A 13895-nucleotide genomic window follows, 5' to 3' on the forward strand; every position below is an offset into this window, starting at 1 on the left:
CCGTGAGCTTCGTTTCGTACGTACGTCTTATGCAGTGTGCCGCCCGGGGGGCCGGGCGGCACAGTTGATCTTCAGACCGGGGCGGCTAGGACCTGAGGGTCCAGCGCGGGCCCGAGGGGCTGTCCTCGATCGCGAGGCCGGACTGGTTGAGCTGGTCGCGGATGGCGTCGGCGGTCGCCCAGTCCTTGCGGCCGCGGGCGGACTCGCGCTGGTCGAGGACCAGCCGTACGAGAGCGTCGACGACCCCGTGCAGGTCCTCGCCCTTCTCGGTGCCGCCGGCCCAGTGCGCGTCGAGCGGGTCCAGGCCGAGCACGCCGAGCATGGCGCGGACCTCGGCGAGGCGGGCCACCGCGGCTTCCTTGTCGTCGGCGGCGAGGGCGGAGTTGCCCTGCCGGACGGTGGTGTGCACGACCGCGAGGGCCTGCGGGACGCCCAGGTCGTCGTCCATCGCCTCGGCGAACGCGGGCGGGACCTCGGGCGAGGGCTCGACGGCTCCCCCGGCCAGCTCCACCACGCGCTGCACGAAGCCCTCGATGCGCTCGAAGGCCGACTGGGCCTCGCGCAGGGAGTCCTCGCTGTACTCGATCATCGAGCGGTAGTGCGGGGTGCCCAGGTAGTAGCGCAGCACGATCGGGCGCCAGCGCTTGACCATCTCGGAGACGAGGACCGAGTTCCCGAGGGACTTCGACATCTTCTCGCCGCTCATGGTGACCCAGGCGTTGTGCACCCAGTACTGGGCGAAGTCGTCGCCGTACGCCTTGGCCTGGGCGATCTCGTTCTCGTGGTGCGGGAAGATCAGGTCGAGGCCGCCGCCGTGGATGTCGAAGGCCTCACCGAGGTACTTGTGGGCCATCGCCGAGCACTCCAGGTGCCAGCCGGGCCGACCGCGGCCCCAGGGCGTCTCCCAGCTGGGCTCGCCCGGTTTCACGGCCTTCCACAGCGCGAAGTCCCGCTGGTCCCGCTTGCCGGTCTCGCCCTCGCCCTCCGGCTGGCGGAGGTTGTCCAGCTCCTGGTTGGAGAGCTGGAGGTAGTCCGGGTAGGAGCGCACGTCGAAGTAGACGTTGCCGTCGGCCTCGTAGGCGTGACCGCGCTCGATCAGGCCGCGCATCATCTCGATCATCTCCGGTACGTGCCCGGTCGCGCGGGGCTCGTACGTCGGCGGGAGGCAACCGAGCGCGGTGTAGCCGTCGTTGAACGCGCGCTCGTTCTCGTAGCCGATCGCCCACCAGGGGCGGCCCTGGTCGGCGGACTTGGCGATGATCTTGTCGTCGATGTCCGTGACGTTCCGGACGAACGTCACGGCGTAGCCGCGGTATTCGAACCAGCGGCGCATGATGTCGAAGTTCAGGCCGGACCGGATGTGCCCGATGTGGGGCGCCGCCTGCACGGTGGCACCACAGAGGTAGATCGAGACACAGCCCGCGGTGAGCGGGGCGAAGTCACGGATCTGCCGGGCGTTGGTGTCGTACAGGCGAATGGTCACGGGACCAGGGTAGTGGGCGCAGGGTAGTGCGCGGCACCGGTATGTGGAGCGCCGTTGTCGGGTGCGCGTGCGCCGTGGCTTGTCGCGCAGTTCCCCGCGCCCCCTAGGGGGCGCGTCCGGTCACCCCTGTTGAACGACCAACGCCGTTGCCATGGCCATAAGGCCTTCGCCCCTGCCCGGAAAACCCAAACCGTCCGTCGTGGCCCCCGAAACGGAAACCGGAGCGCCCGCCGCATCCGAAAGGATCTTCTCGGCCTCGTCCCGCCGCTTTCCGATCTTCGGACGCGGTCCTACGACCTGTACGGCGATGTTTCCGATCAGGAATCCCGCTTCGCGGACGATGCGGGCCGCTTCCGTCAGCAAGGTCACCCCGGACGCACCCGACCACTCGGGGCGGCCGGTGCCGAAGTGCTGCCCCAGGTCGCCCAGTCCCGCCGCCGAGAACAAGGCGTTGCAGGCCGCATGCGCGACGACGTCCGCGTCGGAGTGGCCGGCCAGCCCGGGGCCCTCGCCCTCCCACTTGAGGCCGGCGCACCACAGGTCGCGGCCCTCCTCGAAGGCGTGGATGTCGGTGCCGATGCCGACACGCGGGAGCAGCGGCCGCTCAGAAGCCATCGTTGAGCCTCCTGCGGGCCAGGACCGCCTCCGCAAGGACCAGGTCCAGGGGACGGGTGACCTTGAAGGCCTCCTCGTGGCCGGGGACGACCACGACCCGTTCGCCGAGCTGCTCGACCATGCTGGCGTCGTCGGTGACGTTGTCGGTGACCGTCTCGTGGGCGCGGACCAGCGTCGTACGGTCGAAGCCCTGGGGGGTCTGCACGGCGCGCAGGCGGGCCCGCTCCGGGGTGGCGACGACCGGCTCGGGGTCGCCCTGGACCGCCGCCGGCTCGACCTCCTTGACCGTGTCGGCCGGCGGAAGGGCGGGGACGACCGCGGGGGCGCCCTCGCGGACCGCCTGGACCACGGCGTCGACCGTGTCGACGGGGACGAGGGGGCGGGCCGCGTCGTGGACCAGGACGATGTCGTAGTCCGGGGGGAGCGCGTCCAGCCCGAGCTTGACGGACTCCTGGCGGGACTCGCCGCCGGGGACGACGAGGAAGTCGGTGCGGTCGGGGAGCGCGTGCGCGTCGAGGAGGGACTTGACCTCGGGCGCGCCGTCGGGCGGGGCCACGACGACGACCAGGGAGACCGCGCGGGAGGCGGCCAGGGCGCGCACGGCGTGGATGAGCATGGGCGTGCCGTTCAGCGCGCGTAGCGCTTTGGGGGCGCCCGGACCGAGCCGTACGCCTCGGCCGGCGGCGGGAATCACGGCTGCCGTGCGCAGTTCCGTACGCGAAGGACGCGAATCGTCAGACATCGGTTCCTGTCAGGTTTGTGTGCGGGCCTGGCGTGGGTATGGCCTGGGAAGTGCCGGGCGCGACGCCTTGACCGGACCCTTCCGTGACACTGGTCGAGCCAGCAGCCCGGGCCCGGCACGCCTAGTATCGGGGGTTTCCGCCGGGGTGGGTCTCAGGGCGGGTTTCCGAGTAGACGGGTGCTACAGGTAGTACACGGGTTCGGTGCGCGAGCTGGTTCGATGCGCGGGCTCCGGGTACGGACATGCCGCAGCGCCCGGCGACAGTTGCTGTGTCATCGGGCACCGCGGCATTTCGGTGTGCGGAGTATCAGTGTGCCGAGCTGGACTGCGTCAGGACGCGAGGACCTCGTCGAGCAGGGCCTCGGCCTTGTCCTCGTTCGTGTTCTCCGCGAGAGCGAGCTCGCTCACCAGGATCTGGCGGGCCTTGGCGAGCATGCGCTTCTCACCGGCGGAGAGTCCGCGCTCGCGCTCACGACGCCACAGGTCACGCACGACTTCCGCGACCTTGATGACATCGCCGGAGGCGAGCTTCTCCAGGTTTGCCTTGTAACGACGGGACCAGTTCGTGGGCTCCTCGGCGTACGGCGCGCGCAGCACCTCGAAGACCCGGTCCAGCCCGTCCTGACCGACCACATCACGCACGCCGACGAACTCCGCATTGTCCGCTGGCACACGTACCGTCAGGTCACCCTGGGCGACCTTCAGCACCAAGTAGGTCTTGTCCACGCCTTTGATCTGGCGAGTTTCGATGGCCTCGATCAGCGCGGCCCCGTGATGGGGATAGACCACGGTGTCGCCAACCTTGAACGTCATGTGACAGGTACCCCTTCCGTGGCTATCCAGGGTAACACGGAAACCGGCGGTTCTGAATGGCGTTTTCGCAGGTCAGGGCATATCTCGGGGCTTGACAACAGCAACAGGAACGTGCTGCGAAGGCCGTCCGGAAGCAGGTATTCGCAGGTCGGAGCGGCTCTCCGGGCGAGGTGAAACGCGCACGTTACACACATCCGGACGCCCATCCAAGTGGCTTAACGTCCCCATATGTCCGGTTCCAAGCGTGCGACTTCCGGTACTCCGTTCGGTTGCCCGAGCCGGATCCGGGACGTTTCCGGAATTGATCACAGGCGTCCGACCGAACGGTACGTGATCCATTTTCCCCGGTGGTTCCCCGGTGGTTCCCCGGCTGATCACGCATTCCTTCACGGAGATTTTGCGCGCGGTGTTGCGAACGAGTTATGTGAATGCCGGACGAGCGTCACTTCGAAGTGGCCGAAGAGTCACTTGTGGATCCCCGGAGGTACCCCCTCCTCGGGGGAAGCGGGGGGCTTGGGGAGGGTCGGGTGCGGCAGCGCGGGAACGGCTCGGTAACCTAAGGCCGCTGACAGACACTTAGGGTGGCTTTATAAGGGAGTCGCCCGTGCGTTCAAGGAGTTGCCGCCGCCGTGAGCAGCAGCCTTCGACGCGGCGCCCTCGCCGCCTCCACCATCGCCTTCTCCATCGCCTCGCTCGCCGCGTGCGGTGCCGGCAACAACTCCCAGACGCTGGAGATCAAGCCGGACAACGCGGCGACGAGCGTCGGCACCATCAAGGTGCAGAACGCGACCGTGATCACCCAGCCCGACCTCACGTCGACCGGCCCGGCCGTGATCTCCGCGACCATCTTCAACACCGGCACGCAGCCCGAGACGCTGCAGTCGATCGTCGTCGCCGGCACCGGCAAGACCGCCGAGCTGCACGCCACCAAGTCGCAGCCGCTGACCATCCAGGCCGGCGGCCGGCTGATCCTCGGCGGCGCGAACAACGCCTCCGCGGTGCTGGCCAGCAGCCGTGAGTCGGTGGTGGACGGCAACGCCCAGAAGATCACGTTCACCTTCAGCAGGACCGGTGACGTCAGCCTGCGCGCGTTCGTCGTCCCGGCCGAGAGCTTCTTCACCGGCTGGGGCCCGAGCGCGGTGCCGTCGCCCACCGCCTCGGCCACGGCCACGTCCTCCGTCTCCCCGGCCGCCGGCGCCACGGCGAGCGAGAGCGCCAAGAAGGGCAAGAAGAGCAAGGCCTCCGAGAGCGCCTCGGCCACCCCGAGCGACTCGGCGTCGGCGTCGGCGAACGCGGGCTGAGCGACCGTACGCACACGAGAACGCCCGAAGGGCGGCACCCCACGGGGGTGCCGCCCTTCGCCGTACGCTCATCGCCGCAGGCCGGCCGACCGACCGCACGGCCACAAGACCAGGCCGGCGGTTTACGGCTCGAACTTGCAGCCGAGACCACGCACCGTCACCAGGTAGCGCGGCGCGCCCGGGTCCGGCTCGATCTTCGCGCGCAGGCGCTTGACGTGGACGTCGAGGGACCCGATCCCCCACGCACCCCTCGCACCGCTACGCGGGCTTCGGAGTGCCGCGCCGGACTCCGTCCGGCCGAAAGGGAACCGTTCTCGACGCCGACGCCGAGGCCGATCAGGGCTCGAACTTGTAGCCGAGACCACGCACCGTCACCAGGTAGCGCGGCGCGCCCGGGTCCGGCTCGATCTTCGCGCGCAGGCGCTTGACGTGGACGTCGAGGGTCTTGGTGTCGCCGACGTAGTCGGCGCCCCAGACCCGGTCGATGAGCTGCATGCGGGTGAGGACGCGGCCGGCGTTGCGCAGGAGCATCTCCAGGAGGTCGAACTCCTTGAGGGGGAGGTCGACCTTGGAGCCGGAGACCGTCACGACGTGGCGGTCGACGTCCATGCGGACCGGGCCCGCTTCGAGGGCGGCCGGGGTGACCTCCTCGGGCTCGCCGCGGCGGCGGAGCACCGCACGGATGCGGGCGACCAGCTCGCGCGACGAGAACGGCTTGGTGACGTAGTCGTCGGCTCCTATTTCGAGCCCGACGACCTTGTCGATCTCGCTGTCCTTGGCCGTCACCATGATGACGGGGACGTTGGAGCGGCCGCGCAGCTGGCGGCAGACCTCGGTGCCGGGCAGCCCCGGCAGCATCAGGTCGAGGAGGACGAGGTCGGCGCCGTTGCGCTCGAACTCGTCGAGTCCGTCGGGGCCCGTGGCCGCCACAGCGACCTCGAAGCCCTCCTTGCGGAGCATGTACGACAGGGCGTCGGAGAAGGACTCCTCGTCCTCGACGACAAGCACTCGGGTCACGGAAGGACCTCCGGGGCGGGAAGCGGTTCGTACGGGGATGACTCGGTGGTACCGGCCTCGTCGTCGAGGTCGGGGTCGGGGTGCTGCGATGCGCGATCGCGGGCGACGCCCGCCTCCGGCAGCCTGAGGGTGAACGTGGAGCCCTGGCCTTCAGCGCTCCACACCGTGACCTCCCCGCCGTGCGAGGCGACCACGTGCTTGACGATGGCGAGACCGAGACCGGTGCCGCCGGTGGCCCGCGAGCGGGCCGGGTCGACGCGGTAGAAGCGCTCGAAGATGCGCTCCTTGTCCTTGTCGGTGATGCCGATGCCCTGGTCGGTCACGGCGAGCTCGATCATGTCGCCGCCGGGCACGCTGACCCGGCGGGCGGCTATCCCGACCCGGGTGCGGGCCGGTGAGTAGTTCACGGCGTTCTCGACCAGGTTGCCGAGGGCGGCGGCGAGCTGGCCGCGGTTGCCCCAGACGTGCAGGTCGGCGGTGCCGCCGGCGGCCATGGTGATCTGTTTGGTGCCGGCCTGGTGCCGGCACCGGTCGATCGCCTCGGCGACGAGCTCGTCCACGCGGACGGGTTCGGCGTCCTCCAGCGGATCGTCGTTCTGCACTCTCGACAGATCGATGAGCTCCTGGACCAGGTTGGTCAGGCGCGTGGCCTCGATCTGCATGCGACCGGCGAAGCGCTGCACGGCCTCCGGATCGTCCGAGGCGTCCATGACGGCCTCGGAGAGCAGGGAGAGTGCGCCGACCGGGGTCTTCAGCTCATGGCTCACGTTCGCCACGAAGTCCCGTCGTACCGCCTCGATGCGGCGGGCCTCGGTGAGGTCCTCGACGAGCAGCAGCACGAGCCGGGAGCCGAGGGGCGCCACCCGGGCGGAGACGGCGAGGGCCTCTCCGCGTCCGGTGCCGCGCCGCGGCAGGTCCAGCTCGACCTGGCGTATCTCGCCGTCGCGCCGGGTGTCCCGGGCCATCCCGAGCATCGGCTCGATGGCGAGCTTGCCCCCGCGCACCAGCCCGAGGGCATACGCCGCCGAGCTCGCCTTGACGACGGCGTCGGCTTCGTCGAGGACGACCGCGGAGGAGCGCAGCACGCTCAGTACGGTGTCCACGCCCGGGGGCAGTACGGGGTCGGTGTGCAGAGAAGTCCTGGTCGGTCGCTTCTGGTCGCGTTCGCTCCAGCGGAACGCCAGCATGGCGATGACACCGGTAAGCACCCCGGCGATCGCTGCCGCTGCGGCGACCGCCGCGTTCACGTCCATGCAAACAGGTTAAGCAGGGGGTACGACATCCCCACAGCCGTCGAGGTGGGAGCTCGAACACTCGTCGCCCAGAGTTCACCTTGGAGCCAGTATTGGTTCATTTGGGGTGGCAGAAACGGACGCGCTGGGACCAGAACATGGGAGCGTGGGGTTCGCAGCTGGTTTCGGCCACGGCCCCCGGCCCCCGGAACCCCTGGAACACACGCACGAGAGGGAACCCTGATGCGGGACGCGTACCACGAGGAACTCGACTCGATCGGCGACAGCCTGGTCGACATGGCCCGGCTGGTCGGATCGGCGATCGGACGCGCCACGACGGCGATCCTCGACGGCGACCTGAAGCTGGCAGAGAGTGTCATCGAGGCCGACCAGAAGGTGGACGAGCTCCACCACGACCTGGAGGCGCGCGCGATAGCCCTGCTCGCCCGCCAGCAGCCGGTGGCGACGGACCTGCGGATCGTCGTCACCTCGCTGCGGATGTCCGCCGACCTGGAGCGCTCCGGCGACCTCGCCCAGCACGTGGCGAAGCTGGCCCGGCTGCGCTACCCGTCGAACGCCATCCCGCACGACCTGCACGCCACCATCCTGGAGATGGGCCAGCTCGCGCAGCGGCTGATGGCGAAGGCCGCCGAGGTGATCATCACCAAGGACGTCGACCTGGCCCTCCAGCTGGAGCAGGACGACGACGAGATGGACCTGCTGCACCGCACGATCTTCCAGCACCTGCTGGACGACCGCTGGAAGCACGGCATCGAGACGGCCGTCGACGTGACCCTGCTCGGCCGCTACTACGAGCGGTACGCCGACCACGCGGTCGCCGTCGCCAAGCGCGTCGTCTTCCTGGTCACGGGCGAGCACGCGGACGACCTCCAGCCCGACATCCAGCCGGTGACGGGCGCCGAGGGGGCGTGACCGCCCTGGTGGGTGGGGGCTCGCGGGGCCCGGGCCGGGCGCGTGAGCGCCACTGTGCGCCGTTGATGCGCCCAGTGAAGCGGGCATGAAATGGGCAATGGAATGGGCAAAGGCACCACGCCCTACCTCTAGGGACCTCTAGGAGGGATCCATGGCCGAATCCCCCAGCACCACGCCCGACCCCACGCAGGAACGCGAGACCGAACAGCCCGCCGAGATCAAGAACCTCCTGGTCATCGGCGCCTGCGGGTGCGGCTCGGGCTGCGGCTGCGGCTGCCAGTCGGGCAGCCCCTGCCAGTGCGGCTGAGCGGACGTCACGCACGACGTCACGTACGACGAAGGGCCCCCGACTCCGGTCGGGGGCCCTTCGCGCGGCCGGTCGGAGGCCTTTCGCGCGGTCGGCGGGCGGCGGCCGCTGTCGATCCGATGACGGCTGACGCTCAGGCGGCGGGCAGTCCCGCGAGCCAGTCCACGAGCAGACGGCTGATCTCGTCCGGGCGTTCCTGCTGGATCCAGTGCCCGCAACCGTCGAGGAGGCGGGAGGAGACCAGGCCCGGCAGGGTGACCGGGTACGCCTCGATGGCATCGGCCAGCCAGGTCGTCGAGGCGTCGAGGCTGCCGCCGGCGAACAGGGAGGGCTGGGTGATCGGGGCACCGTCGTAGGCGGCGAGGTCCGCCCAGTCACGGTCCATGTTCCGGTACCGGTTGAGCGCGCCGGTCAGCCCGGTGCGCTCGAACTCCCCCGCGAAGACGTCGAGCTCCCGGTCGCCGAGCCAGGCGGGCGGCCGTCCGACGGGAAACCGCTCCCGGAGGGTCCCGCCCTCGCTCACGAAGTGCGGGTCGGGAGCGCCGGCCCCGGGCATGGTGTCACCGGACAGGGCGGCGTAGAAGCCCGCGAGCCAGCCACGTACATCGGGTTCGATCTCGGCCTCGGCGCGCCCCGGCTCCTGGAAGTACGAGACGTAGAACTCCTGGCCCCCGTCCCGGCCCAGCCCCGCGAAGACGTCGCTGGGCCGGGGCCCGCCGCGCGGGGTGTACGGCACGCTCAGCAACCCCACGGCCCGGAACACCTCCGGCCTGAGCAGCGCGGAGTTCGCGGCGATGGCCGCGCCCCAGTCGTGCCCGACGACCACCGCGGACTCCTCGCCGAGGGCACGCACGACGGAGACGTTGTCCTCGACGAGTTCGACCATCCGGTAGGCGTCCGGAGCGGCCGGCCGGGAGGAGCGCCCGTACCCGCGCACGTCGATGGCGACCGCGCGATACCCGGCCGCCGCGAGCGCGGGCAGCTGATGCCGCCAGGAGTACCAGCTCTCGGGGAAGCCGTGCACGAGCAGCACGAGCGGCCCGGCCCCCTGCTCGACGAGATGAATCCGCCCCGCGGGCGAGGAAACCACCCGGTGACCGCTTTCCACGCGCTGTGTCATACGCCCTCCTCAAGAAGCTTCGACTCCGATCATGCGAAGCCCCGCCCCGGCCGGACGAGCCTGTTTGCCGGTTCGGCAAGTCGGGACCGAGCGTGTCGAGGCGGTCCACCGTGATCACCCTTGCTACCGTCCACGTCGCGCAAATGATCCGTAAAAGACCGATTCGCGCCCGTTGGTGGCCGAGAGGACACAGACCATGAACGACTTTTCCCGTCGCGGACTGCTCAAGGCGACGGCGGCGGCCGGTGCCGGTTCCGTCGCCGTACCGGGCGTCGCGGCCGCCGCGGCCCCCGGCGCGAGCGCCGCGACCCAGGCATCCGCGACCGAGGCATCCGGGAGCGGGGTGTACGGCGCGGAGTGCGCGCCGGCCCAGCTGACCGGCCGTATCGTCCGCCCCCACGACCCCGGGTACACGGACGCGCGACTCGGCTGGGACCAGCTCTTCTCCCACTATCCGCTGGTGATCGTCTTCGCCCAGAACACCCAGGACGTGGTCAACGCCCTGACGTGGGCGCGGCAGAACGACGTCGCGCTGCGCATCCGGAGCGGCCGGCACAGCCTGGAGGGCTGGTCGAACGTCGACAGCGGCCTGGTGATCGACATCAGCGAGCTGAAGTCGGTCCACCTCGACAGCGCCGCCCGTGTCGCGACGGTCGGCGCCGGACTCAACCAGCTGGAAGCGGTGACCACGCTCGCGAAGCAGAACTTCGCGGTGACGACCGGGACCGAAGGCAGTGTGGGGCTGTCCGGGGCGACGCTCGGCGGTGGGTTCGGCTTCCTCACGCGCTGGCTCGGCATGGCCTGCGACAGCCTGATCGGCGCCGAGATCGTCGTCGCGGAGGGCGACGAGTGCGCCAAGGTGATCAAGGCCGATCTGCACGACACCCCGGACCTGCTCTGGGCGCTGCGCGGAGCGGGCAACGGCAACTTCGGCATCGTCACCTCGCTCACCTACAAGCTGGCGCCGCTGAAGAGCGTCACGTATCTGACGGCCACCTGGGACGGGACCGGCGACCTGCGCAGGATCTTCGAGACCTACCAGCGCACCGCGCCGTTCACGGACAACCGCCTCGGCACCCAGCTCGAAGCCCACCCGAACCAGACCCTGCTGTTCGCGGTCCTCCCGGAAGGAACCCCCGAGGAGGCCAGGAGGCTGCTGGCCCCGATCCTGTCGATCGGCAGCCCCCAGGTCACGACGCAGGTGGGGAACTGGGGCGACGTGTACGCCGGATTCCAGACCCCGATCGCGAACGAGCCCGCGAACTGGAAGTTCTACTCACAGTTCGCCCAGAGGCCGTTCCCGGCCAAGGCGATCGACATCGTCTCCGCGTTCGTCAAGGACGCCCCCACGGCCGACAGCAACTACTTCGTCCAGGCCTTCGGCGGGAACGTCAGGAAGACCCCCCGCGGCGGCACCGCGTTCCCGCACCGCGACGCGCTCTTCTACGCCGAGCCCGGCGTCGGCTGGGGCAAGCGCAGTGACCAGCCGGGCATCTGCGACCCGCTCACCCCGCAGGCCCAGGCCTGGATCGCCGAATTCAGCCAGGCACTGCGCCCCTTCGTGGACGGCGCCTACGTCAACGTGCCGAACATCGGCATGCAGGACTGGGAGACCGCCTACTGGGAGTCCAACTTCGACCGGCTGCGCCGGATCAAGCAGAAGTACGACCCGCACAACGTCTTCCAGTACGACCAGAGCATCCCGCCCGCGTCCTGCTGACCGAACGCCCTCTGGGCCGGGCCGGGCGATCATGGGAGAGTGGGCCCATGACGGCACCGCGGGCCACGGTCGTGGCGGTCGACCAGGTCGAGGCACTCGCGGTGGACGGGCTGCGGTGGCTGACCGAAGCGGCGCGAGAGACCTCCGCGGGAGGCCTCGCCTGGCCGACCCGGCCCTCGGACGACGAGCTCAACCCCATCCTCTACAGCGGTACGGCCGGGATCGTCGCCGTACTCCTGGAAGCGTGGCGGCACTTCGGCGACGACTCCTACGCCGACGCCGCCCTGCGCGCGGCCCGCAGCCTCGCGGACTCCGTCGACAGCGTCGAGGGCGATTCCCTCTACTTCGGCCGCACCGGAATCGCCCTCGCCCTGCGGGCCGTTCACGAAGAACTCGGTGACACCGCCGCCGATGCCGCCGCGGACCGGGCGCTGGACCTCGTACGGTCGCGCTTCGACGGGACACGCTGGGGTGATCTGTTCGAGCTGATGGGCGGGAACGCCGGCATCGGCCTCGGGGCGCTCGTCGCCGGTGACGCCGAACTGGCCGTCCTCGCCATGGAGCCGTATCTGCGGACCGCGGAGCGGACTCCGTCGGGCGTCCACTGGGCCCACCGCACGGGGGTCGACGCCCGGCTGCACCACATCTCGCACGGCACGCTCGGCATCGTCCTGGCGCTGGCCCGTGTCGGTCTGGCCACCGACCATGCCGACCTGGTCGAGCTGGCGCTGGCCGGTGCCGCGGACGTCGTGGCCCGTGACGAGGCGGGACCGGAGGGTTTCCGCGTCCCGCACTCCACCCCCCAGTACCGCCCCGATGTGGTCGAGCCCGTCAGTTACGGCTGGTGCCACGGCCCGGCCGGCGACGCCCAGGTCTTCCGGCTGTTCAGGGACATCACGGCCGACCCCGTCTGGACCGCCCTCGCCGACCGCTGCTGGCACACGGTCACCCACTCCGGCCTGCCCCAGCGGCTGCGCCCCGGCTTCTGGGACAACAACGGCCGCTGCTGCGGCACCGCAGGCGTCCTCGCCCTGGCCTGCGACCGGATCGCCGAACAGCAGGATCCGTACGACTTCGCCCACGTCCTCGTCACCGACCTCGCCACCCGCGCCGTCCGCGACCGCCACGGCACCCGCTGGTCCAACGTCGACCACCGGGCCACCCCGGGCGACCTGGAACCGTGCACCGGCTGGGCCATGGGCAACGCGGGCATCGTCCGCGAACTCCTGCGCTTCGTACGCCTCACCCGCGGCGGCAACCCCCAGTACGCGTTCCCCTGGCCGGACCAGCCTCCGGCGGCGGCACTGTCACCCGAATGGCCCAACATCACGTGCCACCCACATGGGTGAAGATCAAGCTGGCTAGTGCCCGATCGAGGCAATCCGCGAAAGGGGAACCACATGCGCATCCGACGAATCCTCGCCGCCGTCATCGCCACGGCAGCCCTCACCGGACTCGGCCTCACAGGCGCAGCCACCGCCGCCGCCACCGCACAGGGCGCCCATTCCTACGTCACCCCTTCTCAATGCAGGCAGGGCGGCGGAATGGCCGATCTGTCGGACAACACCTGCAAGGGCGGCACGTACAACGGCGAGAAGATCGACTAACCCCGCAAGGCGCCCCGCAGCCACGCGCCGCGGGGCGCTCCGGGGCCAAGGAGGCTCCAGAGCCCGAAAATGCCTCCCATCCGCGCCGTCTGCGCAGGTGGGAGGCATGATCACGGGACCTACTTCTTCTTGCCCTGGTTCTTGACCGCCTCGATGGCTGCTGCTGCTGCCTCCGGGTCGAGGTAGCGGCCGCCCGGGGTGACCGGGGTGAAGTCGGCGTCGAGTTCGTAGTAGAGGGGGATGCCCGTCGGGATGTTCAGGCCCGCGATGTCGGCGTCCGAGATGCCGTCGAGGTGCTTGACGAGGGCGCGGAGGCTGTTGCCGTGGGCGGCGACGAGGACCGTGCGGCCGGCCAGGAGGTCGGGGACGATGCCGTCGTACCAGTACGGGAGCATCCGGACGACGACGTCCTTGAGGCACTCCGTGCGGGGGCGCAGCTCCGGGGGGATGGAGGCGTAGCGCGCGTCGGAGGCCTGGGAGAACTCGGAGTCGTCGGCGAGCGGCGGGGGCGGGGTGTCGTACGAGCGGCGCCAGAGCATGAACTGCTCCTCGCCGAACTCGGCCAGCGTCGCCGCCTTGTCCTTGCCCTGGAGCGCGCCGTAGTGGCGCTCGTTCAGGCGCCAGCTGCGGTGGACCGGGATCCAGTGGCGGTCGGCCGCCTCGAGGGCCAGCTGGGCCGTGCGGATCGCCCGCTTCTGGAGGGACGTGTGGACCACGTCGGGCAGGAGGTCGGCGTCCGTCAGGAGCTCACCGCCGCGGACTGCCTCCTTCTCGCCCTTCTCGTTGAGGTTGACGTCCACCCAGCCGGTGAACAGGTTCTTCGCGTTCCACTCGCTCTCGCCGTGGCGGAGGAGGATCAGCTTGTACGGTGCGTCGGCCATGGGACAGAGCGTAATCCACGTATTCGGGGCGGTGTGCCGGTGGCCGGAGGGCGTCCCAGAGGGCGGACAGCCGACCGCAGATGTTAATTGAGTGGCTCAGGCGAGCGGCAGGTATGTAAGGTGC

Annotated in this window: 14 protein-coding genes and 1 pseudogene; 6 read left to right on the top strand and 9 right to left on the bottom strand. The window is 70.2% G+C overall.

The window, feature by feature from the left end:
* Positions 1–85 precede the first annotated feature (85 nt).
* The 4 genes from cysS to AB0D85_RS26160 form a co-directional block, all read right to left on the bottom strand.
* The gene (gene cysS / locus AB0D85_RS26145; protein ID WP_362324687.1) at positions 86–1483 is read right to left on the bottom strand and encodes a cysteine--tRNA ligase; all 1398 of its coding nucleotides are present in this window, start codon (positions 1481–1483) and stop codon (positions 86–88) included.
* Positions 1484–1603: 120 nt separating this feature from the next.
* Positions 1604–2098: a 2-C-methyl-D-erythritol 2,4-cyclodiphosphate synthase gene (gene ispF / locus AB0D85_RS26150; protein ID WP_362324690.1), complete on the bottom strand. Its 495-nt coding sequence runs from the start codon at positions 2096–2098 to the stop codon at positions 1604–1606.
* Positions 2088–2840, bottom strand: a complete 753-nt coding sequence (ispD, locus tag AB0D85_RS26155; protein ID WP_362324693.1) for a 2-C-methyl-D-erythritol 4-phosphate cytidylyltransferase — start codon at positions 2838–2840, stop codon at positions 2088–2090. Before ispD ends, ispF begins: the two co-directional genes overlap by 11 nt.
* A gap of 330 nt (positions 2841–3170) precedes the next feature.
* Complete coding sequence (locus AB0D85_RS26160; protein WP_003953493.1) at positions 3171–3653, bottom strand: CarD family transcriptional regulator; 483 nt, start codon at positions 3651–3653, stop codon at positions 3171–3173.
* 629 nt (positions 3654–4282) lie between these two features.
* Between AB0D85_RS26160 and AB0D85_RS26165 the strand changes: the two genes are divergently transcribed.
* Complete coding sequence (locus AB0D85_RS26165; protein ID WP_362324696.1) at positions 4283–4954, top strand: DUF461 domain-containing protein; 672 nt, start codon at positions 4283–4285, stop codon at positions 4952–4954.
* A gap of 122 nt (positions 4955–5076) precedes the next feature.
* On the opposite strand, the pseudogene AB0D85_RS26170 reads toward AB0D85_RS26165, so the two are convergent.
* The 3 genes and pseudogenes from AB0D85_RS26170 to AB0D85_RS26180 form a co-directional block, all read right to left on the bottom strand.
* Positions 5077–5184: pseudogene (locus AB0D85_RS26170) on the bottom strand (helix-turn-helix domain-containing protein); the annotation flags it as partial.
* Between the two features lie 106 nt (positions 5185–5290).
* Positions 5291–5971 carry a response regulator transcription factor gene (locus AB0D85_RS26175; protein ID WP_010358452.1) on the bottom strand — a complete coding sequence of 227 codons (681 nt, stop codon included), beginning with the start codon at positions 5969–5971 and terminating at the stop codon, positions 5291–5293.
* Entirely contained in the window at positions 5968–7224 is a 1257-nt protein-coding gene (locus tag AB0D85_RS26180; protein WP_362324700.1) for an ATP-binding protein, read from the bottom strand. Before AB0D85_RS26180 ends, AB0D85_RS26175 begins: the two co-directional genes overlap by 4 nt.
* A gap of 222 nt (positions 7225–7446) precedes the next feature.
* Between AB0D85_RS26180 and phoU the strand changes: the two genes are divergently transcribed.
* Complete coding sequence (gene phoU / locus AB0D85_RS26185; RefSeq protein ID WP_362324703.1) at positions 7447–8136, top strand: phosphate signaling complex protein PhoU; 690 nt, start codon at positions 7447–7449, stop codon at positions 8134–8136.
* Positions 8137–8287: 151 nt separating this feature from the next.
* A complete protein-coding gene (locus AB0D85_RS26190) occupies positions 8288–8443 on the top strand; it encodes a hypothetical protein (protein ID WP_185149271.1) in 156 nt (51 codons plus the stop codon).
* 133 nt (positions 8444–8576) lie between these two features.
* Here AB0D85_RS26190 and AB0D85_RS26195 read toward each other — a convergent pair whose 3' ends face one another.
* Positions 8577–9563, bottom strand: a complete 987-nt coding sequence (locus AB0D85_RS26195) for an alpha/beta hydrolase (RefSeq protein WP_362324708.1) — start codon at positions 9561–9563, stop codon at positions 8577–8579.
* Between the two features lie 196 nt (positions 9564–9759).
* Between AB0D85_RS26195 and AB0D85_RS26200 the strand changes: the two genes are divergently transcribed.
* From AB0D85_RS26200 to AB0D85_RS26210, 3 genes are read left to right on the top strand one after another with little or no spacing between them, the layout of a single operon-like run.
* Positions 9760–11283 carry an FAD-binding oxidoreductase gene (locus AB0D85_RS26200; RefSeq protein WP_362324711.1) on the top strand — a complete coding sequence of 508 codons (1524 nt, stop codon included), beginning with the start codon at positions 9760–9762 and terminating at the stop codon, positions 11281–11283.
* A 47-nt stretch (positions 11284–11330) separates the two neighbouring features.
* Complete coding sequence (locus AB0D85_RS26205) at positions 11331–12632, top strand: lanthionine synthetase LanC family protein (protein WP_362324714.1); 1302 nt, start codon at positions 11331–11333, stop codon at positions 12630–12632.
* 51 nt (positions 12633–12683) lie between these two features.
* Positions 12684–12890: a hypothetical protein gene (locus AB0D85_RS26210; protein ID WP_362324719.1), complete on the top strand. Its 207-nt coding sequence runs from the start codon at positions 12684–12686 to the stop codon at positions 12888–12890.
* Positions 12891–13009: 119 nt separating this feature from the next.
* On the opposite strand, the gene AB0D85_RS26215 is transcribed toward AB0D85_RS26210, so the two are convergent.
* Positions 13010–13771: a phosphoglyceromutase gene (locus tag AB0D85_RS26215; RefSeq protein ID WP_362324722.1), complete on the bottom strand. Its 762-nt coding sequence runs from the start codon at positions 13769–13771 to the stop codon at positions 13010–13012.
* Positions 13772–13895: the final 124 nt, after the last annotated feature.

The sequence above is a fragment of the Streptomyces sp. NPDC048277 genome (genome assembly GCF_040652235.1).
Taxonomy (GTDB): Bacteria; Actinomycetota; Actinomycetes; order Streptomycetales; family Streptomycetaceae; genus Streptomyces.